The organism is Rhodococcus sp. DMF-1, assembly GCF_021441945.1.
Lineage (GTDB): Bacteria > Actinomycetota > Actinomycetes > Mycobacteriales > Mycobacteriaceae > Rhodococcus > Rhodococcus ruber.
Map to the genome: position 1 here is coordinate 3,938,540 of NZ_CP090442.1, position 24,620 is coordinate 3,963,159.

Sequence of the window (24,620 nt, forward strand, 5' to 3'; positions counted from 1 at the left end):
GTCAGGAGCAGTCGCCCGGCTCCCCGTCCTTGACGACGGACAGCACCGCCTCGCCTTCACCGATGAGCAGGCCCGGGGCCGGCGCTTGGAATACCACCACCCAGTTTCGGTCGAGGACCTGTGCCCGTCCCCGTCCGGTTGCGTCGATGCTGCGGGAATAGAAGATCCCCGCGGCTTGGATGGTGTCCTGCGCAGCTTGCAGGTCCATGCACGTCACGTCCGGCATGACGGCGGTCGGCGCGGTGTCGGCGACGTTCGTCGTCGGTGCCGCCGCAGACGTGGTCGAAGACGGCACGGGCGTCGTTGTGGTGGCCGCCGCCGCGACTGTCGTCGACGGGGCGGGCGGGGTCGTCGGCATGGTTCGCGACGCCGGCGCAGCGGCAGGCGGTGTCGCCGAATTCGTGACGTCCGGCTCGCCGGGGTCTTCTAGTCCGTCCTGGATGTCGGTGACGATCCCGAAGGCCACGAACAGTGCGGCGACCGCGGCGGCGATGACCACTCCCCTACGGACCGGCGGTCGCGGCGTCGGGTCGGGCGGCGGCGAGAGGGCGGCCGGATCCCCGGCAAGGTAGGCCTGGTGGCCCGCCTCGGCCCTGGCCGCCAAGGCGGCCCGTTCGGCCTCGAGCCGGGCGCGACGGTCGCGAACCAGCTTTCCGATTGCCGCGTAGCCGAGTCCCGCTCCGATGCCGAGCATGAGGAGGAAGCCGGCGACGTCACCGTGCATGACGTACAGGAACGCCATCCACAGGAAGATGGCGGCGAACATGCCTGCGACGACGCGCAGGTAGGGCGCGATGCGTTTCATGGGTGACCTCTCTCGGATCGCACCGGTGTCCATGTGAACGCTGCACGAGTCCCACCGCACGAATCGGAGTGCGCGTATCCGCGCGATGGGACTCGACCGAGTGACAGCTTCGGTCAGACGGCGTCGGCGACGACTGCTTCGGCGTCCTTGACGCGGAGTTCCCCGGACATGAGGCGCGGGAGGAGGGTGTCGCGGAGAGTGGCAAGTGTACGCGTCTCCCCACTGGCGGCTGATGCAACTTCATGCAGACCAGCGGCTTGAGCAGAAAATTCCTCAATCACAGCGACTTCGGGAACGTGTACAGTCAGAGTTTTGAACCGCCCTCGCGGCAACTCAAGGAACGTCGCACCGTTCGCGTGAGCGACGAACTCGTCTACCCGCGATCGCATATCGTGGTAAAGCCACCATTGAAATACCGGATCCTTGGCGTTGACGACGATGAACCCTTGGTTGACGGCAAGTGGTCTCTCGGCGATTGCGAATGCACCGATCGTGGCACGCGACGTCATCAGAATCGAGCCAGCCGGATACAAATTCGCGGAACTGTTTGCAAGCCCCTGCTCGGTGATCGACCGTGCCGTCTCACCGAGGGACGGCACGTCGAGTGCGGTGACGTCTGTTGGAGTCGCCCAGGGGATTGACCCGCCCCAGTACTCAGGAACGCTCGTCTTAGGGGTTCCACCGCCGCCAACATTCGCGATATCCCCGTACGCAACTGCTCGATCTGAAGCTCCATGAGCAATTGTCCGAAAAATCGCATGTGCGAGCGCGTCTGCAACTCGCGCAAGCTTGCGGTTTGCGGCGATCTTGTTGTCGAGGGCGCCGAGGATCTCTGCGATGGCTTGCTGCGCAGGAAGCCCAGGCAACTGAGGGAGTTGGAAGGCCCGTACGTCTGCCACGTTCAGGTGCGGGACTGTGGAACCGTACGCTCGTTCCTGCAGTCGACGTTGCTGCAGAGGAGAACTGAGTAGGTAGAAGAGAAAGTCAGATGAGACCCGGCTTGAGTCAGGCCGTAGTAGCACCGTGCGCTGCCCAGGCGCGACGTTCTCCTCTCTGGGAATTCGAACAATTGGACCAACAGGAGCCTCACGGGCGAACAGCAAATCGCCCACCTCTGGGCGCATCCGATGAGTCCACTTCTCAAACGTGTCACGAGAAATTCTGCGCGCCTGCGAGTAGTCAATAACGCCGTCTCGCATCGCAGGAGTGCCGACAGCGAAGTACGCGCCAGACTCGTCGATTGGCGCAGTCTTGTGTTCGCAGTCCACGATTTGAAGGCAGACTGCGTCTAGCGTCCAACCTGCGCTCACTCCACCCTCCCCAACTGCTCCCGCACAACAGCCGCCAACCGCGCCGACTCGTCGAACTGCTCGTACAGTTCCTTCGTCAGCCGCGCGATCTTCTCCGCGATCGGCTCGCCGTCGTCCTCGATCGGGGCCGCACCGACGTACCGACCCGGCGTGAGTGCGTAATCGGCTTCCTTGATCTCCGCGAGGGTCGCCGAGTAGCAGAAGCCCGGCTCGTCCGCGTAGTCCTCACCGGATGCGGATTCCGTTCCGCGCCAAGCGTGGTAGGTGCCAGCGATCTTGGCGATGTCGTCGTCCGACAGCGCGCGCTCGGCGCGGTCCACCATGTAGCCGAGGTTGCGGGCGTCGATGAAGAGCACCTGGCCGCGGCGATCGATCTTGCCCTTCACACCGGCCGACTTGTCCTTCGCGAAGAACCACACGCACACCGGAATGCCTGTGCTGCGGAACAACTGCGTCGGCAGCGCCACCATGCAGGAGACCAGGTCGGCCTCGACGAGCCGCGCGCGGATCTCACCCTCGCCACCGGAGTTCGACGACATCGACCCGTTCGCCATCACCACGCCCGCGCTGCCCTTTTCGGCGAGCTTGGAGATGATGTGCTGGATCCACGCGTAGTTCGCGTTACCGGCCGGCGGAACGCCGTACTTCCAGCGTTTGTCGTCTTCCTTGCGGGTCCAGTCCTTGATGTTGAACGGCGGATTCGCCATCACGTAGTCGGCGAGCAGATCCGGGTGCTTGTCCTGGGCGAACGTGTCTTCCCAGCGGTCGGCGAGATTCGCGGTGATGCCGTGGATGGCGAGGTTCATCTTCGCCATCCGCCAAGTGCGCTCGTTGAGTTCCTGCCCGTACACCGCGACGTCGGTCGGGTTACCTCCGTGGTGCTCGATGAACTTCTCGGTCTGCACGAACATGCCGCCCGACCCGCAGCACGGGTCGTACACCCTCCCGTTGTACGGCTCGAGCACCTCCACCAGCACCCGCACCACACCGGCCGGGGTGTAGAACTCGCCGCCGCGCTTACCCTCGGCGCGAGCGAACTTCTCCAGGAAGTACTCGTACACCTCCCCCAGCAGGTCGCGCGCCTTGCGGGCGCCCTCACCGGTGAAGCGGGTGTCGCCGAGCAGGTCCATCAGCTCGCCGAGGCGCCGCTGGTCAACGCTGTCGCGGTTGAAGATCACCGGCAGGGTGCCCACGAGGGTCTCGTTGGCGTTCATCAGCTCCCGCATCGCCGCGTCGACCAGCTGGCCGATGGTGCGGGCCTCGACACCGGCCGCCTCCTGGATGCCCTTGGCGTTCTGCGCCAGGTACGACCACCGCGCCGGCTCCGGCACCCAGAACACACCCGACCCCAGGTACTCGTCCTGGTCGTCGATGAGCGAAGCGATGCCGTCCTCGTCGAGACCGTCGGCGACGAGCTCGGCACGGATCTGCTCACGGCGCTCGTCGAACGCGTCGGACACGTACTTGAGGAACACCAGACCGAGGATCACGTCCTTGTACTGGGAGGCGTCCATGGAGCCGCGCAGCTTGTCCGCTGCCTTCCACAGCGTGTCCTTCAGTTCCTTCATCGTCGACGGCGCGGTGGGCGCCGTCTTCTTCCTCGGTGGCATGGTCAACCTTCCTCCCGGCCGGGCCGGGTTCCTGCGGTGACGGTGAGAACGCCGTGGCCCACACCGTCGGTCAAGGTATCGGTGAGTCGGTCGAGGGTGTCGAGCAGCTGCCGTGCGGCCTCGCGTCGCGCGCGCAGCTCCTTCAGTGCGGCGCTCACCGCGGGGATCCGGTCGGCCTCCACGACCGGGATCGGCCAGTCCCGCCACCCCTGCCCGGACCGGATGGCCCCGGCGGGCTTGGGGGCGACGGGCATGCGACGCAGCGTGCGCGCCACGAGTTCCGGCAGGACTCCCGAGGCGTGCGGGTCGGCGACCCGCAGCACGCGCGCTGGTGACAGCACGACCGCGGCGCCCTCGTGGTCGACGACGACGCCGAATTCCGGTGCCGTGCAGAAGACGATGTCGCCCGGCTCGGTGTACCGCCCGCTCGGGTAGCGAGTCGCCAGGACGAGGCGGTCGATGCCGCGGTCGCCGATGCGCGCGCGGCCGAGCAGCTCGTCGGTGCCGATGACGCGCACGTCGCCGCCGGCTTCGACATCGTCGTCGTCGATGCGGTTGCCGGGCATCACCTTCAGCACTCCGGCATCGGCGAGCCGGTCGGCGGTCGGCGCCGGGCGCGGGGCCTGCCGGTATTCGACGCCCAGGTGCAGGTCGTCCCGCACCGCACGCGCCGCCCGGTTCGCCGCGCCCACCAGTTCGGCCGCCTCGGCCGCGGTCTCGTTGCCCGCGATGCGGCGACGCCGGCGCCGGGGCGCGGGTGGCAGCAGGCCGCGACGGTCCTCGGCGAGCAGCGTGGAGGTGCGGTGCACCGAGGCGAACTCGAATGCGTGGGCTCGCAGGTGCTCGCGCGACCCCATCGCGGCGGTCACGTCGGCGACGATTCCGTCGGTCACCGCTGCGTCGAGCGCCCTGGTCCGCAGGTCCGCCAGCACCGTCCACCGGTCCGTGGGTGTGACGGAGTCGTCGGGCGCTCCGAGCACCCACAACGCCATCGACGATCCCGGTTTGGTGACGAGCAGTCCCTCCGGGAGGCGGAATACGGCGCGCAACCGGTCCGACCGCAGCAGGTCGGCCCGGACGGCGGCAGCCTCCCGGTCGCGCAGGGGATCGGTCAGCGCGGATGCCGGCCCAACGATCACCGCGAGATGCTCAGAGCCCATCTGCACGGTGATGTTGTCGATCTCCGCGAGGATTCGGGCATCGGAGTAGCCGAGGGTGGACGGCGACGGGTACTGGGTGAGGAACACGGCGGGCCCGTCAATCGAGAAGTCCTCGTCGAATCCCGTTGCAGGCGTGGGGCGGCGACGCCATCGGTGCACAGACAGCCGGCGCCGCGCCAGGCGCGCCGTCGGGGTGTCGGCGTGGCCGGTCATCGCGATCGGCTCGACGAACTCCGGCAGGCGCTGCCGCAGGGCGACGAACAGATCGCTGCCGTCCGGCGACGGATCGACGAAGACGGCCCGGTCGTCGGGCGCCAGCGCGCCGACGACCTGCGCGCACATCTCGAGCGCGGCAGGGCTGAGCGCCGTATCGGCCAGCGCGTCGAGGGGCAGGCGGAACCGCTGCGCCATGAGGGTCTCGAAGGCGTGCTCGACGGTGTAGGCGGCGTCGGCCATGCGGTCGGCGTGCGCGGCGTAAGTGGGTAGCCGCCCGCCGAGCGCCTCGATCTCGCGGTAGAGGTACGCGTCGTCGGGGTCGAGGTCGTCGGCCTCGTCGAGCAGGTCGTCGCCGTCGAGGTCCGCGAGTTGCTCCCCGGTGCGGGCCTTGACGCACAGCAGGGCGGTCAGCGCCGCGAACGCTGTGGCCGCGTCCGCACCGGCGGGATCCTCGAAGGCTGCGTGCGCGGCGAGGTCCTCGGCGACGGACGCATTGTTGCCGAGTCCGCGGCTCGACAGCCAGGCGACTACGTCGTCCGCACGGTAACGGTGTTGTCGGCCGTCGGCGCGCACCGGCTCGGGAAACGGCCGATCCGGGCCGCGATACCGCTTCGCCCACATGGTGACGACGGGCCGCTGCACGCGGGCGAGTGCCGCGATGTCCGCCTTGGACAGCAGGAGCGCAGAACCGGTACTCACGTGTCGGCCCTCCCCTCTACTCTTGCCTCGACGCCCGCGATCGGCGCGGTTTCCCCAATCTAGACGACGTTTCCGACACGCCCTTCACAAAGATCGATAACCCCGGTTATCAATATGCACTCGGCGAATGGTGGCTCAGTCGCGGCATTCTCGTCCGTACCCGATTCGGACGAGGAGGACGTCATGCTCGCAGCGATCCACATCAGGCAGACCACCACCGCCACCGGCCCGCTCAGCTGCGCGGCACTGGCCACCGGCACGGGCATCGCCCTGTTCGTCCGCCCGGAGCACAGCGCCGAGGCCCGCTTCGCCGTCGGCCTCGACGCCTTCGCCGAACTGTGCGCCCGTACCGCCGACACGTCCGTGCGGCTGCACCTGACCGACGCGGACCTGCGCCGGGAACTGCACGCCGTCGCGGGCTCCTTCCCCTCGATCACCCTGATCGACATCGGTTACGGCCCCTTGGGGGAGCTGGCCCGCGCCGCCGCCGACGCGATCGGCCGCCACGTCGCCGAGCGGTTGGCCGCCGAGGACGCCGCCCGCGAGGCAGAGACCAACCCTCTGGTCGAGCAGACGGTGGCCACCGACGCGTCGAAGGGTTCGCGTCGCGGCGTGGGAGTGGCGTGTGTGCGGGCCGACGGCAACTTCCGGCAGAAGATCTTCCCCGACACGCGCTCGATCCTGGCCGGTGAGCTCCTCGCCATCGAACTGGCCGTCACCACCTACCGGAACCGGCCCCTGCACATCCTCAGTGACAGTCGGCACGCGCTCGCGGGATTGCGCGGCGAAGCCCCGCTCACCACCGAAGCGACGGTGATCGCCGACCGCATCCGGCACCGCACCCGCGGCCTGCCGATCCGTTACTCGTGGGTGCGCGGCCACAGCGGGCACCCGCTCAACGAGGTCGCCGATCGCCTCGCCGTGGCCGCCCGGCGCGCTCACGAGGCCCAGGTTCCTTCCGCGGCCCGGCAGACGATTGCCACGAACATCGTCGCCTCGCTGCTCACCCCTACGTCCGCAGCAGCCTGAGCCGCCCTCGCCTATACGCGCGAAATCGGCCGAACCGGGAAATGGTCGAGGCCGGCCGGAACGGGACCGCCCTAGGATCGATGGTGGAAGCCTGGAGTGCGTCCGATGGCGCACAGCTCACGAAAGAGATGGCCATGGCCGACGAACAGTCCTTCTGGCAGTCCCACCGCACCCTTGCCGGTGTGGCCCGCGACGCCGAACGCTTCGCGGTGCGCCTGCCCCTGGTGGGCCGGCTCGACATCCCGCGGCCCGAACAACTCGCCTACTTCGCCGGCCTCGGCCTGCTCGTGGCGTTGGATCTGATCGAGTGGCCCGTGGCGGTGGCGATCGGCGTGGGCCAGGTCCTGGTCACCGAGCATGCCAAGTCCGCCGCCGAACGTCCTGGCTCGCCGGGAGCGGCGACGGACGGCAACGCGGGCGCCGCGGTCGTCCCTGCGACGTAGTCGAGCGCACCGGACGCCGGCCTCGCGGCGGTGCACTCGAGCCTCCGATCACCGCTTCCGTGCCGGGGCCTTCTGTGCCGGCGGCTCCCCCGTCGTCGACTTCCCCGCCGACGGCTTCGCCGCTGCCGCGATCGGGGGCGCACCGGGGCTCGTGGGTGTGGTGTCCGGGGTCGGCGCCGGAGCACGCTCGGTCGTGGGAGCACCGGGTGTGGGGGTGGGACGAGGCGTGAGCAGCCGGATGGCCAGGGCCGTGGCGCCGAGTCCGGCCAGCACGGGCGCGGCGGCGATACCGGTTGCCAGGCCGGTAGCGCCCAGCACGACGATCGTTGCCGCTGCCGTCGGCGTCGACTCGGCTCCGCTGCCGAGACCGGAGCGAGCTCCTTCGGCGGCGCCACGCACGCTGCCTGTCAGTGCGCCCAGCGCGGCGCCGCCGACGGCGCCGGCGGCGCGGGTGGTGGCGTCTGCCACGCCGACGACCGCCTGCGCGGTCTTGTCGAGGACATTCATCACTGCTACCTCCCGATCCGAGCGAAATGCGTCGCGGGTTGCCCCCGACCGCGGTGTCGCGCGACCGCAGCGGCCGGGCTCGGAATCGGCAGGTTCGAATGCCACTTGCGGAGACACGCTCCCGGATCTCCGGTCGACACGGCCGATGCTCGCCCGGAGACCTGGTGACGCAAACGATACGGCGTCCGCCACCGCGATGTCACACCCCGACGATCGGCGTTCCCCCAGGATGCCGGCGAGGCTCGACCGCGCCCTGAACTCTCGCCGGTCCCCGCGCGGCCCACATACCTCGGTCCGGCAGGATGAGCACATGATGTCGCTTCTCGCCGCGCCCGTCGGAGCCGCCCGCCTCGTCCTGGACCGGACCGTGGAGGTCGCCGAGTTCGCGGTGTCCGTCCCGGGCCGGGTCGTCAACCTGCTCGAGACGACCGAGGCCCTGGTGGGGCGCATCGACGGCGTCGTCACCGATGCCCGCGAGATCGTCGCGCGGATCGACGACGTGGTCACCGAGGCCCGCGCGACCGTCGGGCGGGTCGGCGAGGTCGTCGACAGCAGTTCGGCGGTGGTCGGCGAGGCGGCGACCGTCGCCCGCCGCGCACAGGACGTGGTGGCGTCGGCCGGCCGCACGTCCGACTCGGCGGGCGAACTGCTCGACACGTACGCCCCGATGGCGACTCGGGCGGCGCCGCTCGCCGGCCAGTTCATCGACGAGCTCAGCGCCGAGGAGGTGCACGCGGCGGTCGTGCTGCTCGATCAGCTGCCCGAGCTCGCGGACCGGATGACGGCGCTGATGCCGATCCTCGGCACGCTCGAGACCGTCGCCCCGGAGATCCACGAGCTGCTCGGAGTGGCGAAGGACGTGCGGCAGGCGATCGTCGGCGTGCCGGGGTTCGACTTCCTTCGCCGTCGCGGCGAAAACAAGGAGAACGGCGACGACGACTGACCGTCACGGCCGGACGAGGATCTTGACGTTCTCCTCCTTGTTGGAGATCAGTTCCTCGAACCCGTGGGCGACGATGTCGTCGAGGTCGATGCGGCCGGTGATGAACTGGTAGGGGTCGACCTTGCCGGAGGCGATCATCTCGATCGTCGCGGGATGGTCGTTCGCGTAGGCCAGGCTGCCGAGCAGGTTGACCTCGCGGAAGACCAGATCGTTCATCGCGACGGACGCCTCGTGGCCCCAGATCGCGACGTTGACGCACGTGCCGCCCGCCCGGGTGGACAGGATCGCGGACTTCAGCACCGCGTCGATGCCGGCGCATTCGAAGGAGACGTCGGCGCCGCGTCCGCCGGTCAGCTCGAGGACCTGCTCGGTGACGTCGCCGTCGCGCGGGTCGATGATGTGGTCCGCGCCGGCCGGTTCGGCCTTCTTCTTCCGCACGTCGGCGGGTTCGACGACGATGATCTGGTCGACACCGGCGGCGCGCAGGGCCGACGTGGTGACGAGCCCGATCGGCCCGGCGCCGAACACGAGCGCCGAGTGGCTCGGTCGCGCTCCGGACAGGCGTACGGCGTGGTAGGCCACGGCGAGGGGTTCGACGAGTGCGCCGACGTCGGTGCCGAGTTCGCCGAGTGGGTGGATCCAGCGCCGCTCGGCCACGACGTACTGGGAGAACCCGCCGCCGTAGCCGGACAGTCCCACGAATCCCAGTGTGCCGCAGACGTTGTAGCGTCCGTTGCGGCAGGCGTCGCAGCGTCCGCAGATGATGTACGGCTCGACCGCGACCCGGTCGCCGACGCGCAGATCGTCGACGCCCTCGCCGACTTCCGCGACGACGCCGGCGAACTCGTGCCCGAGGGTGATCGGCACGGTCTCGCCGGTGATGGGGTGCGGTGCGTCGGCGGGCGGGGCGAAGATCGGGCCCTCGAGGTACTCGTGCAGGTCGGTGCCGCAGATGCCGCACCACTCCACCTCGACCTTGACGGTGCCGGGGCGGGTGGCCGGTTCGGGAATGTCCTCGACCCGGATGTCCCCGGGGCCGTGGAAGCGGGCTGCCTTCATGGGTCGATCTCCTCGCTGTACGGGCGTCGGATCTTGGTCGGCCGAGTCCGACGCGGGATCATCCGGGTGCGCCGCTGCCGAGGTCGGCGCGTGATCCAGCACACATCGAGCGCGCCGCCGCGGCAAACGTTGCAGCGCGTTGCGCGTACCGCCGGGTGTGGTGCCGGACACACCCGAGGGCATATGCTCGCGACAACTCGACCGACGAGAGACGGAGACCGTGGGCAACTTCAGCGCCATCGAACCGGGCACCGACCTGCACCGATACGCGCGCGAGCTGGCGCGTATGCACGACGCGGTGATCGGTGGCGGCCGCTCGCCGCTGCGGCCGCGGTCGGTGGTCGCGCGGTCGTGGACGCGGGTGCTCGGCGCCGGTCTCGCCCCCGACGGCAGCAACGCCCGCGCCCTGCTGCCGCTCGCCGAGGTCGAACGCCGGCGCCGCGCCTCGCCCCTGTCGGGGGTGATCGGCGACCTCGAGCAGGTGGTGTGCTCGGTGGCCGAGGCGTCGCACATGCTGATGGTGGTGACCGACGCGGACGGGATCGTGCTGTGGCGGGCCGGGTCGGCGAAGGTTCGCAGCCGGGCGGACAGCCTGGGGTTCAGCGAGGGCGCCCGGTGGACGGAGTCGACCGTGGGCACCAACGCGATCGGCACGGCGCTCGCCGAGGCCGCCCCGGTGCAGCTGTTCTCCGCCGAACACTTCGAGCAGTCCCAGCACCCCTGGTACTGCACGGCCGCCCCGATCCACGATCCCCGCACCGGGGAGTTGCTCGGCGTGGTCGACGTCAGCGGCCCGGCGCTGACGATCCACCCCACGATCAGCGCGCTGGTGGAGACGGCGGTGCGGCTGGCCGAGGCGCAGCTGTGGCGGCTGCACGAGAACCGGCTCGAGCGGCTGCGCACGGTCGCGGCGCCGGTGCTCGCCTCGATGAGCGGTCCGCTGCTGCTCGTCGACGAACACGGGTGGGTGGCGCACGCGTCGGGCGTCGCGGCCACCAAGCGGGTCGCGGCACCGACCGCCGACCGCACCCTGAGCGTCCCGGGCCTGGGGATGTGCGTCCCGGAGCAGCTCGCGCACGGCTGGTTGATCCGGCCCGCCGGCGGCCCGGCGCGGATCACGATGGAGCTCGACCTGTCCGGCGCGCCGACGGTGGTCGTCAGCGGCGCGGACTCGACGTGGCGCAGCGCGCTGTCCGCGCGGCACGCGGAGATCCTGCTGATACTGCACCTGCGGGGCCGCGAGGGGATGACGGTCACCGAGCTCAGCAACGGCATCTACGGCGACCCGGACCACGCCGTCGCGGTGCGGGCGGAGGTGTCCCGGCTGCGCCGCGCGCTCGGCTCCGTCGTCGAGAGCCGCCCCTACCGGCTCGCCGACTCGGTCGATCTGACGCTCACCCTCGGTGCGGCCGAGCGGCTCTCGGACTGTGCGTTCGTCCGGCACAGCGCGAGCCCGGCCGTCCGCGCGCTGGCGGACGGCCGGTGAGTGCTCACGCCCGGTAGGCGTCCGTCCCGGCGCGGCTGAGCACCAGGCGCGGCAGCACCGCGCGCGACGACAGCCGCAGCACCGCGTCGACGAGTTCGACGACGTCGTTCACCTCGAGCATCTCCTCGGCGGGGATGCGGTCCTTGATCCAGTCGGACATGTCGGTGTCGACGTAGGCGGGCGCGATCGCGGACGCGCTGATGCCGTTGCCGGACTCCTCGGCGTTGAGCGTCTCCACGAGCGAGATCAGCGCCGCCTTCGTCGCCCCGTACACGGCCAAGCCCGCCTCGGCATAGACACCGGTGATCGACGACAGCGCAACAACTTTCGCCCCGCGGCGCGGAACAGCGGCCGCGGCCTTGCGCAGCAGCGGCAGCGCCGACTGGGCGAACGCGAACGGGGTCTCGAAGTTCACCGACACGGTCTTGCCGAACCGCCGCATCGGGAACTCGGCGATGGTGCCGGCGGTGCCGACGCCCGCGTTGAGGACGAGCGCCCGCATGCTGCCGAACGTCTCCTCGTGTGCCGCGACGACGCGGCTCGCGGTCTCGGGATCGCCGAGGTCGGCGGCGACGACGCGCACCTCGGGCGCACCCGCGTCGCGCAGGTCGGCGGCGACCGCGCCGAGCCGCGCCTCGTCGCGCGCGGTGAGGGTCAGACCGTAGCCCTGCTGCGCGAGGCGGGTGGCGACACCGAGCCCGATGCCGCGGGACGCACCCGTGACGAGCGCACTGGGGTTGGCGAGATCGGTTGTCATGCGCCACCTCCCCGCAGCGCGTCGAGTCCGGCGGCCGCGAAGACCGGCACGGCCTCCCCCGCCTTGTCGAAACCGTCGCCGACGGTCGCGCCGACGCGCCAGCGGTGGTTGATGCCCTCGGCGATGACGGCGAGCTTGAAGTTCGCCAGTCCCATGTAGAAGTCCCAGTGGGCGAGCTCGCGGCCCGTCGCGACCGCGTAGCGCTGGGCGAGGTCGTCGGCCGACGGCAGGCGCGGGCTGGTCCACGCGGCGGACTCGCCGAGCACCTGGTCGAGCGCGGGGTTGCGGTACACGCACATCAGGGCGACGTCGGTGAGCGGGTCGCCGAGCGTCGACAGCTCCCAATCCACCACCGCCGCAATCTTTCCGGCGTCGCCGGGATCGAGGATCGTGTTGTCGATGCGGTAGTCGCCGTGCACGATCGACGCCGCGGACGATTCCGGAATCGCGTCGGCGAGGGCGGCGTGCAGGCGGTCGAGGTCGTCGAGGTCGCGGGTCTTGACCCGGCCCCACTGGCCGGCCCACAGCTTGACCTGACGCGCGACGTACCCGTCGGGGCGGCCGAGCTTCCCGAGGCCGACGGCCTCGTAGTCCACCGAGTGCAGGGCGGCGAGCACACGGACGAGTTCGCCGGTGCACGCTTCGATCTCGGTGTCGCTCAGGGTGGCGAGGTCGTCGGTCGTGCGGATCACCCGTCCGGTGACGTGCTCGACGACGGTGAACGGGGCGCCCATCACGGACTCGTCCTCGCACAGGGCGACCGTGTGGGCGACCGGCACACCGCACCCCTGAAGTGCCGAGGTGATGCGGAATTCGCGGGCGACGTCGTGGGCGGACGGGGTGAGTCCCGCCGTCGGCGGCCGGCGCAGCACCCACCGCGACGTGCCGTCGGAGATCGCGTACGTCAGGTTCGACTTGCCACCGGAGATGAGATCGGCGCGCAGTTCGCCGTCGAGGGCGATGCCCGAGTCCTCCAGGTAGCGCTGCAGGGCGGTCAGGTCGAGCCCCTCGTGCTGTGCGGTCTTCATGCCCGGCTCTCCTTCGCGGCGGCGGCCTTCTTCGCGGCGCCGACGGCTCGCTTGGCGATGGCCCAGCGGTGCACTTCGGACGGCCCGTCGTAGATGCGGAACGGGCGGACCTCGCGGGCCAGGCGCGCGACGGGCAGGTCGGCGGAGACGCCGAGTCCGCCGCACATCTGCATCGAGCGGTCGACGATCCGGAACACCGCCTCGGCGGCGAAGGTCTTGGCGATGGACGTGGAGTTGGACGCGTGGGAGCCCTGGTCGAGTTCCCAGCACGCCTGCATCAGCAGGGCGCGGGTGGCGGCGATGTCGATCTCGTTGTCGGCGACCATCTTCTGGATCATGCCGAGGTCGCCGAGCTTGCTCCCGAATCCTTCGCGTTCGGCGACGCGGGCGACGGCGATGTCGTGGCCGCGGCGGGCGGCGCCGAGCCAGCGCATCACGTGCGTCATGCGGGCGGGCCCGAGCCGTACCTGCGCGTAGGCGAAGCCCTGGTCGACCTCGCCGAGGACGGCGGAGTCGGGCACGAACAGGTCCTCGAAGAAGACCTCGCAGTGGCCACCGATCATGGCGCGGTCGATGGTGTCGATGTGCCGGCCGACGGTCAGCCCGGGGGCGTCGGCGGGCGCGAGGAACATCGTCGCCCCGCCGCGCTGCCCGGGCTCACCGGAGGTGCGGGCCATGATGATGAAGAAGCCCGCGCCGTCGGCACCGGTGATGAAGTACTTGCGGCCGTTGATCTTCCAACCGCCGGGGGCCTTCTCGGCGCGGGTGGTCAGGGCGTTGGGATCGGATCCGGCACCGGGGGCCGGTTCGGTCATCGCGAAGCCGGACCGCACGTCGCCGTGGGCGAGCGGCGCGAGGAACTGCTCCTTCTGCTCCGCGCTGGCGATGTGCGCGAGCATGTGCACGTTGCCCTCGTCGGGCGCGGCGATGTTGAGCGCGATCGGTCCGAACAGCGAGTACCCGGCCGCCTCGAACACCGGGGCGCGGTCGACCATGCCGAGACCGTGGCCGCCGTACTCGACGGGCGCGTGCGGCGCGAAGACCCCGGCTTCCTTGGCCGCCTGCTGCAGCTTCACCCGCAGGTCGTCGCCGCCCGCGGCAGTGATGTCACCGTTGTGGGCGTCCTCGACGGGCAGCACGTGCTCCCGGACGAACTCCTCGGTCTTCGCCACCAGCGCCTGGACGTGTTCCGGGTACGACAGATCGACAGCCATCGCGATTCCTCCTCCTCACCCCGACCGATCGATCGCTCGGTTGCTTCAACCGTGACATACCCCACCCCGCCGGGTCAACCCAGGGCGCCCTACCGGGCGCCCACCGCGCCGGGCCTACCGGGCGTCTGCCGCGCCGTGCCTACCGAGCGCCTACCGCGCAGCGTGCGATCGCGAGGTAGCGGCGGACAACCTCGTCGGGGGACAGCGGTCCGTCCGGCCGGTACCACGAGGCGACGGCCACGCACATGGTGGTCACCGCCCGGCTCGCATCCTCCGGAAACGCGGTGCCGAACTCCCCCTTCGCCACCCCGTCCCGGACGATCTCGTCCAGCATCCGCTGCTGCTCGTCACGCAACGCGATGTATGCCTTCCGGTTACCCGGTTCCATGCTGCGCATCTCGGTGGAGGCGACGAACGCCTGGTTGCGCCGGAACATGTGGAACCGCAGCAGCGACTCGACAACGGCGTCGAACCGCTCGGACGGTGTCGGTCCGGCCTCCGCCAGGGCCTGCTTGCTCCGGTCGAGCAGGTCGCGCATCACCAGCGTCGTCAACGACACCAGCAGCGCCTGTTTGGACGGGTAGTGGTGATACAGACCCGGAACCGACAGCCCGGCCCGGGCGGCGACCTCCCGGATCGAGGTGCCGTCGTACCCCCGCTCGGCGAACGCCTCGAGGGCAGCCTCGAGCGGCTTGGGCAGGGTCGACGGCCCGTACTGCCGCCATGTCCCGACGGCTTCCTCACGCGTTTCCATGGCATCACCGTAAGCGACCCCGTGGAGCCGTCGTCACGAGTCGTCGTGTCCTGTCCCCGCCGCCCGGCCATCCTCCGCCCCGGCAGCCGCCTTCGAAAAGTTCTATTATCTGCGTATGTATGCAAACAATGGTCCCTGTCGGCGGCGACTCGACGACGATCAGGTCGGCCTGGTCGTCGAGGTGTTCCGCATGCTCGCCGACGGGACCCGGGTTCGGCTGCTGTGGGCCCTGATCGACCGCGAATTGTCGGTAACCGAGCTGGCCGAGCAGGTCGGCAAGGCGGCGCCCTCGGTGTCGCAGCACCTGGCGAAGCTGCGGATGGCGCGCCTGGTGCGCACTCGGCGCGAGGGCACGACGATCTTCTACAGCCTCGAGAACGAGCACATCAAGCAGTTGGTGACCGACGCCGTGTTCAATGCCGAACACGCAGGACCCGGCGTGCCGGGACACCACCGAGCCGACCCCGGACTGCGCACGCTGCACGAAGTCCCCCACCGGCCCGACCTGCATACGGAGGCCACGTGACCACCCACGACGACCAGCACGGCCACGGCCACGGCCACGCACACGGGAGTTCGGGATTCGTCGGTGCGGCGAAGAGTGTGTTCGCACCGCACAGCCACGACTCGGCCGACAGCGTCGATTCCGCGCTGGAATCCAGCAACATCGGCATCCGGGCCGTGAAGATCAGCCTGATCGGCCTGGCGGTCACCGCGGCGGCACAGTTCGTCATCGTCGCCGTGTCCGGTTCCGTCGCGCTCGCCGCGGACACCGTGCACAACTTCTCCGACGCACTGACCGCCGTGCCGCTGTGGATCGCGTTCGCACTCGGACGCCGGGACTCCACCAAGCGCTTCACCTACGGCTACGGCCGCGCCGAGGACCTCGCCGGGTTGTTCGTCCTGGCGATGATCGCTCTGTCCGCGGTGCTCGCCGGCGTCGAATCGGTTCGGCGTCTGTTCGATCCCGTCCCCATCGAGCACCTCGGCTGGGTCGCACTTGCCGGGTTCGTCGGCTTCCTCGGCAACGAACTCGTCGCCGTCTACCGCATCCGGGTGGGCCGACGCATCGGTTCGGCAGCCCTCGTCGCGGATGGACTCCACGCTCGGACGGACGGATTCACTTCTCTGGCCGTTCTTTTCAGCGCCGGTGGAGTCGCTCTGGGATTCCCCGCGGCCGATCCCGTCATCGGGATCCTGATCACCCTCGCGATCGTGCTGGTGCTGCGCACGGCCACCCGGGACATCGTCCGGCGCCTCATGGACGGCGTCGAGCCCGAACTCGTCACCACGGCCGAGCGGGTCCTGTCGGGACGATTCGGGGTCGACCGCATTCGCAGTCTCAAGATGCGCTGGATCGGCCACCGCCTGCACGCCGACGTCGAGCTCGATGTCGATCCGAGGCTCAGCCTGGGCGATGCGCACGCCGTCGCTCACGAAGCCGAGAGGGCACTGATCTCCGAGGTGCCGCATCTCGCCACGGTGCTGGTGCACGCCTATCCCGCGCACGAGACGCAGATGCGCACCCCCTGATCACCCAGCTCGTCGTACCGTGCGGACGGACCCGGTGAAGACTGCGCGGGCGGCGGATCCGTCGTGGGATCCGCCGCCCGCCGTCCCACTCAGTAGTCGTCGTCGCCGTAGAGCACCATGCCGCGCAGGTTCCGGCCCTCGTGCATGTCGGCGTAACCGTCGTTGATGTCCTCGAGCCGGTACGTCTTGGTGACCAGCTTGTCGAGCTCGAGCTGCCCACTCCGGTAGAGGTCGAGCAGCTTCGGGATCTGCGAACGCGGGCCGACGCCACCGAAGATCGCACCCTGCAGCCGCTTCTGCAGCAGGGTCAGCTCGAACAGGCTCAGCGTGACCTGGGTGTCGGCGGCGCTACCCATGCCGACCACGACCACCTGACCGCCCTTGCCCGTCAGCGCCATGGACGGAGCGATGATGTCGCCGTGGATCTCGCCGACAGTGATGATCGTGACGTCGGCCATCGCCCCCCAGGTGATCTCGCCGATCACCGGCAGCGCCTCCTCGATCGAGGCGAAGGTGTGGGTCGCCCCGAACTTCTTGGCCTGATCCCGCTTGAACTCCACCGGGTCGACGGCCACGACGTGCCGGGCACCCGCGTGTGCGGCACCCTGTACCGCGTTGATGCCCACGCCGCCGATGCCGATCACGACGACGGAGTCACCCACCTTGGTGCCGCCGATCGCCGTCGCGGAGCCCCAGCCCGTGGCGACGCCGCAGCCGAGCAGGGCGGCCTTGTCGAGCGGGATGTCGTCCTCGATCTTGATGACCGACGCTTCGTGCACGGTGACGTACGGCGCGAACGTGCCGAGCAGGCACATCTGGATCACCGGGTCACCGTTGAGCGTCACCCGGTGGGTCTTGTCGGCGATCGCCTGCCCGGTGAGGAGGTTCGCCCCCTCGTCGCAGATGTTCTGCAGGCCCTTCGCGCACGCGCGGCACCGCCCGCAGGCCGGGATGAAGGCGAGCACCACGTGGTCGCCCTCCCGGATGTTGGTGACTCCGGGCCCGACCTTGGTGACCACGCCGGCGCCCTCGTGCCCGCCGAGGACGGGGAAGGACGGCATCGGCGTCGCGCCGGTGCGCAGATGTTCGTCGGAATGGCACAGCCCGGACGCAGCCAGACGTACCTGTACTTCGCCGGCGACCGGATCGCCCAGGTCGATCTCCTCGATCTCCCACGGTTGATTGAGCCCTTTGATCACCGCAGCCTTGGTCTTCACGAACCCTCCCACCGGATCCACTGTGAACTGTGTCACCATGAGTAGAGCAGGACGAGCGTCCGAACGGACGACTTTGAGGATCTCCCCAGGACGCGAGTTACCTGATACCTTGGGTAACAGAAATGTCCCCACGGAGGTACAGATGATCCACATCCGCCACAGCGCCGTCGCGGAGGTCCCCCTCGACGTGGCGTTCGCCTACCTCGACGACCACCGCACGGTCCCCGAATGGATGTACGGCGTCCACCGCTTCGAACCGGTGGGATCACAGGTCAACGGCATCGGCGCGATCTTCGACGCCACCATGCAGATCGGGCCGAAGGGCCTCGATTCGCGCCTGGCGATCGTCGACTGGGAACTCGACCGCAGGATCGTCCTCGACTCCATCGCCGGATTCCGCACCTCCTCGTGGTGGGAACTCGCCGACCTCGGCGACGGCCGGGTCCGTCTCGACGTCGACTTCGCCTACCAGCTCCCCGGCGGGCTGGCCGGGCGGGCACTGGGCAAGCTCATCGAACCGGTGGTGAGTACCGCGATCCGCCAGACGGAACAGGCGCTGCGCTCGAATCTCGGCCACGTCGCCTGAGCGCGCGCCGGCCCCGGGCGGGGCAATTCGCGCGCTCGTCCGGAATCCGCCCGCACTGCTGCCTGGGCGGATTCCGAAGGTGCGAGCAAGTCCGCTAGGTTCCCGGCGGAGGTTCCGCCGTATGACTGACGATCGCCGCATGATCCACGTGCGCCACGACGGGGTGGCCCACGTCGAACTCGACACCGCCTTCGCATACGTCGCCGACCACCGCACGGTCCCGGAGTGGATGTACGGCGTGACCCGCTTCGAGCCCGTGGGCGAGCAGGTCCGCGGCGTGGGCGCGGTGTTCGACGCGTGCATGCGGATCGGTCCGGCCGCCTTCACCTCCCGGCTCGAGATCGTCGAGTGGGAGGACAACCACCGGATCGTGCTGAGCTCGATCTCCGGCTTCCGCACCCGCTCGGCGTGGCAGTTCGACGACCTGGGCGACGGCGACATGCGGCTCGCCGTCGACTTCGGCTACCAGCTGCCCGGCGGCCCGGCCGGGCGTGCGGCCGGGCTGCTCATCGAGCCCCTGGTGGGCACGATCGTGCGGCGGACCGAGAACGCGCTGCGGGACCAGGTCGTCCGGAACGCCTGATCCCGCAGCCCTGATCCCGCAGCCCTGATCCCGCAGCGCGGAAGCGATCAGAAGTTGCCGCGCGCTTCCTGCTCCCGCTCGATCGCCTCGAACAGGGCCTTGAAGTTGCCCTTGCCGAAGCCGAGCGAACCGTGCCGTTCGATCAGTTCGAAGAAGACGGTCGGCCGGTCGGTGATCGGCTTGGTGAAGATCTGCAGCAGGTAGCCGTCCTCGTCGCGGTCGACGAGGATGCCGCGCTTCTGCAGCTCCTCGATCGGCACCCGCACCTCGCCGATCCGGGCCCGCAGCTCGGGGTCCTCGTAGTAGGCGTCCGGGGTGGCGAGGAACTCCACGCCCTCCTCACGGAGCCGGTCGACGGCGGTGAGGATGTCGTTGGTGGCCAGCGCCAGGTGCTGTGCGCCGGGACCGCGGTAGAAGTCGAGGTACTCGTCGATCTGCGAGCGCTTCTTCGCCACGGCCGGCTCGTTGAGCGGGAACTTGACGCGGTGGTTGCCGTTGCAGACCACCTTGCTCATCAGGGCCGAGTAGTCGGTGGCGATGTCGTCGCCGATGAACTCGGCCATGTTGGTGAATCCCATGACGCGGTTGTAGAAGTCGACCCACTCGTCCATGTGGCCGAGCTCGACGTTGCCGACCACGTGGTCGAGCGCCTGGAAGATCCGTTTGGGAGCGCCGTCGCGCTTGCGGTAGGTCGACGACTTGTCCACGTAGCCGGGCAGATACGTGCCGGAGTACCGCGAGCGGTCGACGAGGGTGTGCCGGGTCTCGCCGTAGGTGGCGATCGCGGCGAGACGCACCGTGCCGTGCTCGTCGCTGATCTCGTACGGCTCCTCGAGCACCGTCGCGCCCTGGGCCCGGGCGTGCGCGACGCACTTGTCGACGTCGGGCACCTGCAGCGCGATGTCGACGACGCCGTCGCCGTGCCGGCGGTGGTGGTCGACGAGCGGGCTGTCCGGATCCACCGCACCCTTGACGACGAACCGCACCGCACCGCTCCGCAGGACGTAGGCGTGGTGGTCGCGGTTGCCGGTGGTGGGACCGGAGTAGGCGATCAGTTCCATTCCGAACGCGGACTGGTAGTAGTGCGCGGCCTGCGTGGCGTTACCCACCACCCACACCACCGCGTCCCAGCCGCTGACGGGGAACGGGTCCCGATCGGCGTCGTACTCGACGAGGCCGACGAGCTGCCGCAGTTCCTCGGCGTTCAGCTGGGCGAGCTTCTCGCTGTCGGTAAGGGTGAACTCGAGAGTCATGGCGATTCCTCCTGCCGCCGGACGCGGCGCCATCGGTGTGTCGTGTGTCACCAGGAAAAACCTGTCGCAAGGACGGCGCAATCTCCCCCTTTTCAGCTGGCCCACCTGACTGGAATACGAGGGATGCCGGGCGCACCGCTATACAATCGGTACAGTTTCCGCCGCCTCTTCGGAAGGAACGGCCATGCGTGACGCCGTGCAGCTGGACGAGTTGGATTTCGCGCTCCTGGAAACGCTGCACACGGATCCGAAGATCGGTGCGCTGGAGTTGTCCCGGCGGTTGCGGGTGGCGCGCGCGACGGTCTCGGCACGGGTGCGCCGGCTCGAGGAGTCCGGCGTCATCGCCGGCTACGAACCGCGCCTGAACCTGGCGGCGGCCGGATTCGAGGTCCAGGCCTTCGTGACGATGGAGATCGTCCAGGGTGCGCTCGAAGCCATCACCGATGTCCTCGAAGCGATTCCCGGGGTGCTCGAGGCGTTCGCGACGACCGGCGCCGGCGACATCCTGTGCCGGATCGCCGCGGACTCCCACCTCGGGCTGCAACAGACGCTGATCGAACTGAACCGCTCGTCGATCGTCGCCCGGTCGACCAGCGTCATGGTGTTGTCGGAGGTGGTCCGCTACCGGGCCATGCCCCTGCTGCGCACCCTCCAGCCGGGCAGAACCGCCAAAGCGCCCGCCTACCGCCGGTAGAGCTGACGACCGGCCCACCAGCCCTCCCCCGCAGAAAACGGCGGCACAGCTCTGCACACTGCACAGAAAATCGGCATCCCGCTGCGCTACAGCTCTTCAGGCTGATCAGTAGCGCAGGCCGCACTTGCGCGGCGTTTGTAACCACGGTCACAGTCTTCTTCATTCGCCCGCACCCGGGCACCGCACCGTCCCGACTCCCGAGAGAAGACATGAAGAACCTGCTGACCCGTTTCGAGGACAAGGCCCCCGAGATCGTCTTCGAGTGGCACGACACCGAGACCACTGCCCGCGGCTGGGTCGTCATCAACTCCCTGCGCGGTGGAGCGGCCGGCGGCGGCACCCGCATGCGCCGCGGCCTCGACCGCCGCGAGGTCGAGTCCCTGGCCAAGACCATGGAGGTCAAGTTCACCGTCTCCGGTCCGGCCATCGGTGGCGCCAAGTCCGGCATCGACTTCGACCCGTCCGACCCGCGCAAGGACGGGGTGCTGCGCCGCTGGTTCGCGGCCGTCGCGCCGCTGCTGCGCGCCTACTACGGCACCGGCGGCGACCTCAACGTCGACGAGATGACCGAGGTCGTGCCGCTCACCGAGAGCAACGGTCTGTGGCATCCCCAGGAGGGCGTCGTCAACGGGCACTTCGCCGCGGACGAGCGCGAGCGCATCCAGCGGGTCGGGCAGCTGCGGCTCGGTGTGGCCAAGGTCGTCGAGGACACCCGCTTCACCCCCGCCCCGGACGCGAAGTACACGGTGGCCGATCTCATCACCGGCTGGGGCGTCGCCGAGTCGGTGCGGCACCACTACCGCATCTACGGGGACGCGGCCGGCAACCGCGAGCTCACCGGCAAGCGCGTGATCGTCCAGGGCTGGGGCAACGTCGGGGCGGCCGCGGCCTACTACCTGGCGCAGGCCGGCGCCCGCGTCGTCGGCATCATCGACCGCGACGGCGGCATCCTCGACACGGACGGACTCGACTTCGACGAGGTGCGCACCCTGCTGCTGACCAAGAACGGCAACGCGCTCCGCAGCGACCGGATGCGTCCCTTCACCGAGGTGCACGACGCGATCTGGGACCTCGGCGCCGAGGTCTTCCTCCCGTGCGCCGCGTCCCGGCTGGTCACCCGCGAGCAGGTCGACCGTATGGTCGCGGCGGGCCTCGAGGTGATCGCCAGCGGCGCGAACGTCCCCTTCGCCGACGACGAGATCTTCTACGGTCCCACCTACGAGCACGCCGACAAGTCCGTCTCGGTGATCCCCGACTTCATCGCCAACAGCGGCATGGCCCGCGCCTTCGCGCAGCTCATGGAGGGCGACGTCGAGGTCTCCGACGCCGCGATCTTCGGTGACGTCTCGGACACCGTTGCCGGGGCGCTGCAGCGCTGCCACGAGCGCAGCGCCGACCATACGGGCGTCGCGGCCACGGCGTTCGAGATCGCCCTCGACCAGCTGGTGCCGGCGGGGGAGCGCATCGATGACTGACACCTTGGCCACCCCACCGGCCACCACGGCCGCGCCCGCCCCACGGGCGATGCTGCATCAGGCGATGCGACCGCGGCAACTGGTGATGATGAGCCTCGGCGGCGCGATCGGCGCGGGCCTGTTCGTCGGCTCCGGCGCCGGCATCGCGGTCGCCGGCCCGGCCATCCTCGTCTCGTTCCTCGCCGCTGCAGCCCTCGTGGTCCTCATCATGCGGATGATGGGCGAAATGGCGGCCGCGAACCCCGCCAGCGGTGCGTTCTCGGTGCACGCGGAGAACGCCCTCGGTTCCGTCGCCGGTCGCACCATCGGCTGGCTGTACTGGATCCAGGTGGTCATCGTGATCGCGGCGGAGGCCACCGGCGCCGCCGCCATCACCGCCGCCTCGATCCCCGGGATCCCGCAGTGGGCCGCGGCCCTGTTCTTCATGGTCGTCCTCACCGGCGTGAACCTCGTCGGCGTGCGCCGGTTCGGTGAGGTCGAATTCTGGTTCGCGGCACTGAAGATCGTCGCCATCGTCGCCTTCCTCGCGATCGGCGTCGCGATGATCGCCGGCTGGGTGCCGGCCTTCGACAGCACCGGGTTCGCGAACCTGACCGCACACGGAGGCTTCGCCCCCACCGGTATCGCCGGCATCGCCGCCGGACTGCTCATCGTGGTGTTCGCGTTCGGCGGCACCGAGATCATCGCGATCGCAGCCGCCGAGACCTCGGATCCGCGCCGCAACGTCGGCCGCGCGGTGCGCACGCTGATCTGGCGCATCCTGGTCTTCTACATCGGCTCGGTGCTGATCATGGTGACGGTGCTGCCGTGGACCTCCGAGGATCTCGTCACGGGACCGTTCGTCGCGGTGCTGAACGCCGGCTCGGTGCCGGGGGCCGCCGCCGTGATGACCGTGATCGTCGTGGTGGCGTTGCTGTCCTCGCTCAACGCGATGCTCTTCAGCGCCTCACGGATGATCTACTCGCTCTCGCAACGCGGTTCGGCGTACCCGGTGTTCGGCCGGGTGGCCGCCAACGGCGTGCCCCGCAACGCGGTCCTGGCCTCGGTGGCGTTCGGATTCGTCACCGTCGCACTCAACTACGTGCGTCCCGACAAGGTCCTGCCGCTGCTTCTCAACGCGGTCGGCTCGACCATCCTCGTGCTGTGGACGTTCGTGGCGGTCTCGCACCTCGTGCTGCGTAAGCGGGCACGCCGCGAAGGCACCGAAGACGCTCTGCCGCTGAAGATGTGGGGCTTCCCGTACCTGTCGTACGCGACGCTCGGCCTGCTCGCCGGCATCGCCGTGCTCGCACTGTTCGACTCGGCCGCGCGCACCCAGCTCGTCGCGACGGGTGCCCTCACCGCGACGATCGCGGGCGCGTGCTGGCTCCTGCACCGCCGGCAGGCGGTCCGGCAGCCGTAACCGACCGTACAGACGACGACGCCGTGCGTCCTCCCGCAGGGGGGAAGGACGCACGGCGTCGTCGTGGTTCGGTCTCCGCCGTCAGTCCTTCGGACCACCGGCGACGTAGATGACCTGGCCGGAGACGAAGCCCGCGCCCTCGCTCGCGAGGAACGACGCGGTGTGCGCGATGTCCTCGGGCTTTCCGGTGCGGGCGACGGGGATCTGCGACGCCGCGGCGGCCTTGAAGTCCTCGAACGACATCCCGACCCGCTCGGCCGTCGCCGCGGTCATCTCGGTCTCGATGAAACCGGGGGCGATCGCGTTGGCGGTCACGCCGTACTTGCCGAGCTCGATCGCGAGGGTCTTGGTGAAGCCCTGCATGCCGGCCTTGGCAGCGGAGTAGTTGACCTGGCCGCGGTTGCCCAGCGCGGAGGTGCTCGACAGGTTGACGATGCGACCGAACTTGGCCTCCACCATGTACTTCTGCGTCGCACGGGACATGAGGAACGCGCCCCGCAGGTGCACGTTCATCACGGCGTCCCAGTCGTCGACGGTCATCTTGAACAGCAGGTTGTCGCGGGTGATGCCGGCGTTGTTGATCAGCACCGTGGGATCGCCCAGTTCGCTCGAGACCTTCTCCACGGCCGCGGCGACGGACTGCTCGTCGGCGACGTTCGCACCGACGGCGAGGGCCTTGCCGCCGGCCGACTCGATGGCCGAGACGGTGTCGGCGCATGCGGACTCGTCGAGGTCCAGAACCGCGACCTGGAATCCGTCCTCGGCGAGACGCTTGGCCACTGCGGCGCCGATACCGCGCGCGGCGCCGGTGACGATGGCGGTACGGGTGCTTGCTTCGCTCACTGCTTACCTCCGGT

24 protein-coding genes are annotated in these 24,620 nt (G+C 69.6%); 11 read left to right on the top strand and 13 right to left on the bottom strand.

Features of this window, described 5'->3' with window-relative positions; translation table 11 throughout:
* Position 1 precedes the first annotated feature (1 nt).
* The 4 genes from LZP97_RS17930 to LZP97_RS17945 form a co-directional block, all read right to left on the bottom strand.
* Positions 2-805: a hypothetical protein gene (locus LZP97_RS17930; RefSeq protein WP_048771542.1), complete on the bottom strand. Its 804-nt coding sequence runs from the start codon at positions 803-805 to the stop codon at positions 2-4.
* A 113-nt stretch (positions 806-918) separates the two neighbouring features.
* Positions 919-2,115 carry a restriction endonuclease subunit S gene (locus tag LZP97_RS17935; protein ID WP_152692997.1) on the bottom strand — a complete coding sequence of 399 codons (1,197 nt, stop codon included), beginning with the start codon at positions 2,113-2,115 and terminating at the stop codon, positions 919-921.
* Positions 2,112-3,725, bottom strand: coding sequence for a class I SAM-dependent DNA methyltransferase (locus LZP97_RS17940; protein WP_048771536.1), 1,614 nt, complete (start codon positions 3,723-3,725; stop codon positions 2,112-2,114). Before LZP97_RS17940 ends, LZP97_RS17935 begins: the two co-directional genes overlap by 4 nt.
* 2 nt (positions 3,726-3,727) lie before the next feature.
* Entirely contained in the window at positions 3,728-5,800 is a 2,073-nt protein-coding gene (locus LZP97_RS17945) for a hypothetical protein (protein WP_048771532.1), read from the bottom strand.
* 183 nt (positions 5,801-5,983) lie between these two features.
* Here LZP97_RS17945 and LZP97_RS17950 point away from each other — a divergent pair, with 183 nt between their 5' ends.
* A complete protein-coding gene (locus tag LZP97_RS17950) occupies positions 5,984-6,829 on the top strand; it encodes a ribonuclease H family protein (RefSeq protein ID WP_124258465.1) in 846 nt (281 codons plus the stop codon).
* A gap of 134 nt (positions 6,830-6,963) precedes the next feature.
* The gene (locus tag LZP97_RS17955; RefSeq protein WP_040274642.1) at positions 6,964-7,272 is read left to right on the top strand and encodes a hypothetical protein; all 309 of its coding nucleotides are present in this window, start codon (positions 6,964-6,966) and stop codon (positions 7,270-7,272) included.
* Positions 7,273-7,320: 48 nt separating this feature from the next.
* Here the strand turns inward: LZP97_RS17955 and LZP97_RS17960 are convergent, their stop codons facing one another.
* Positions 7,321-7,779, bottom strand: coding sequence for a hypothetical protein (locus tag LZP97_RS17960; protein WP_048771527.1), 459 nt, complete (start codon positions 7,777-7,779; stop codon positions 7,321-7,323).
* Between the two features lie 310 nt (positions 7,780-8,089).
* Here LZP97_RS17960 and LZP97_RS17965 point away from each other — a divergent pair, with 310 nt between their 5' ends.
* Complete coding sequence (locus LZP97_RS17965; RefSeq protein WP_048771523.1) at positions 8,090-8,722, top strand: hypothetical protein; 633 nt, start codon at positions 8,090-8,092, stop codon at positions 8,720-8,722.
* A 3-nt stretch (positions 8,723-8,725) separates the two neighbouring features.
* On the opposite strand, the gene LZP97_RS17970 is transcribed toward LZP97_RS17965, so the two are convergent.
* The gene (locus LZP97_RS17970) at positions 8,726-9,781 is read right to left on the bottom strand and encodes a 2,3-butanediol dehydrogenase (RefSeq protein WP_010595688.1); all 1,056 of its coding nucleotides are present in this window, start codon (positions 9,779-9,781) and stop codon (positions 8,726-8,728) included.
* 220 nt (positions 9,782-10,001) lie between these two features.
* Here LZP97_RS17970 and LZP97_RS17975 point away from each other — a divergent pair, with 220 nt between their 5' ends.
* A complete protein-coding gene (locus tag LZP97_RS17975) occupies positions 10,002-11,267 on the top strand; it encodes a GAF domain-containing protein (RefSeq protein WP_040274623.1) in 1,266 nt (421 codons plus the stop codon).
* A gap of 4 nt (positions 11,268-11,271) precedes the next feature.
* On the opposite strand, the gene LZP97_RS17980 is transcribed toward LZP97_RS17975, so the two are convergent.
* The 4 genes from LZP97_RS17980 to LZP97_RS17995 form a co-directional block, all read right to left on the bottom strand.
* On the bottom strand, positions 11,272-12,024 hold the full coding sequence (locus LZP97_RS17980) for an SDR family NAD(P)-dependent oxidoreductase (protein WP_010595691.1): 753 nt from the start codon (positions 12,022-12,024) through the stop codon (positions 11,272-11,274).
* Complete coding sequence (locus LZP97_RS17985; protein WP_017679728.1) at positions 12,021-13,052, bottom strand: phosphotransferase family protein; 1,032 nt, start codon at positions 13,050-13,052, stop codon at positions 12,021-12,023. Before LZP97_RS17985 ends, LZP97_RS17980 begins: the two co-directional genes overlap by 4 nt.
* The gene (locus LZP97_RS17990) at positions 13,049-14,266 is read right to left on the bottom strand and encodes an acyl-CoA dehydrogenase family protein (RefSeq protein ID WP_048771520.1); all 1,218 of its coding nucleotides are present in this window, start codon (positions 14,264-14,266) and stop codon (positions 13,049-13,051) included. Before LZP97_RS17990 ends, LZP97_RS17985 begins: the two co-directional genes overlap by 4 nt.
* 139 nt (positions 14,267-14,405) lie before the next feature.
* A complete protein-coding gene (locus LZP97_RS17995; protein ID WP_048771515.1) occupies positions 14,406-15,020 on the bottom strand; it encodes a TetR/AcrR family transcriptional regulator in 615 nt (204 codons plus the stop codon).
* 115 nt (positions 15,021-15,135) lie between these two features.
* Here LZP97_RS17995 and LZP97_RS18000 point away from each other — a divergent pair, with 115 nt between their 5' ends.
* Complete coding sequence (locus tag LZP97_RS18000; RefSeq protein WP_048771513.1) at positions 15,136-15,546, top strand: ArsR/SmtB family transcription factor; 411 nt, start codon at positions 15,136-15,138, stop codon at positions 15,544-15,546.
* Entirely contained in the window at positions 15,543-16,553 is a 1,011-nt protein-coding gene (locus tag LZP97_RS18005; protein ID WP_048771510.1) for a cation diffusion facilitator family transporter, read from the top strand. The genes LZP97_RS18000 and LZP97_RS18005 overlap by 4 nt, the downstream gene beginning before the upstream one ends.
* A gap of 89 nt (positions 16,554-16,642) precedes the next feature.
* Here LZP97_RS18005 and LZP97_RS18010 read toward each other — a convergent pair whose 3' ends face one another.
* Positions 16,643-17,770 (bottom strand): NDMA-dependent alcohol dehydrogenase, encoded by a 1,128-nt coding sequence (locus LZP97_RS18010; protein ID WP_026137536.1) that lies wholly within the window; start codon positions 17,768-17,770, stop codon positions 16,643-16,645.
* A gap of 142 nt (positions 17,771-17,912) precedes the next feature.
* Between LZP97_RS18010 and LZP97_RS18015 the strand changes: the two genes are divergently transcribed.
* Together LZP97_RS18015 and LZP97_RS18020 are read left to right on the top strand one after the other, a co-directional pair.
* Positions 17,913-18,356, top strand: a complete 444-nt coding sequence (locus LZP97_RS18015; RefSeq protein ID WP_010595699.1) for an SRPBCC family protein — start codon at positions 17,913-17,915, stop codon at positions 18,354-18,356.
* Positions 18,357-18,495: 139 nt separating this feature from the next.
* The gene (locus LZP97_RS18020) at positions 18,496-18,939 is read left to right on the top strand and encodes an SRPBCC family protein (RefSeq protein WP_017679732.1); all 444 of its coding nucleotides are present in this window, start codon (positions 18,496-18,498) and stop codon (positions 18,937-18,939) included.
* A 47-nt stretch (positions 18,940-18,986) separates the two neighbouring features.
* Here the strand turns inward: LZP97_RS18020 and hppD are convergent, their stop codons facing one another.
* Complete coding sequence (gene hppD / locus LZP97_RS18025) at positions 18,987-20,192, bottom strand: 4-hydroxyphenylpyruvate dioxygenase (RefSeq protein WP_010595701.1); 1,206 nt, start codon at positions 20,190-20,192, stop codon at positions 18,987-18,989.
* 184 nt (positions 20,193-20,376) lie between these two features.
* Between hppD and LZP97_RS18030 the strand changes: the two genes are divergently transcribed.
* The 3 genes from LZP97_RS18030 to LZP97_RS18040 all read left to right on the top strand — a co-directional run bounded on the left by LZP97_RS18030 (position 20,377) and on the right by LZP97_RS18040 (position 23,763).
* Positions 20,377-20,886, top strand: a complete 510-nt coding sequence (locus LZP97_RS18030) for an Lrp/AsnC family transcriptional regulator (protein ID WP_017679733.1) — start codon at positions 20,377-20,379, stop codon at positions 20,884-20,886.
* A 209-nt stretch (positions 20,887-21,095) separates the two neighbouring features.
* Positions 21,096-22,361, top strand: a complete 1,266-nt coding sequence (locus LZP97_RS18035) for a Glu/Leu/Phe/Val dehydrogenase dimerization domain-containing protein (protein WP_048771507.1) — start codon at positions 21,096-21,098, stop codon at positions 22,359-22,361.
* Complete coding sequence (locus LZP97_RS18040) at positions 22,354-23,763, top strand: amino acid permease (RefSeq protein WP_010595704.1); 1,410 nt, start codon at positions 22,354-22,356, stop codon at positions 23,761-23,763. The genes LZP97_RS18035 and LZP97_RS18040 overlap by 8 nt, the downstream gene beginning before the upstream one ends.
* A gap of 81 nt (positions 23,764-23,844) precedes the next feature.
* On the opposite strand, the gene fabG is transcribed toward LZP97_RS18040, so the two are convergent.
* On the bottom strand, positions 23,845-24,606 hold the full coding sequence (fabG, locus tag LZP97_RS18045; RefSeq protein WP_017679735.1) for a 3-oxoacyl-ACP reductase FabG: 762 nt from the start codon (positions 24,604-24,606) through the stop codon (positions 23,845-23,847).
* Between the last annotated feature and the right edge of the window lie 14 nt (positions 24,607-24,620).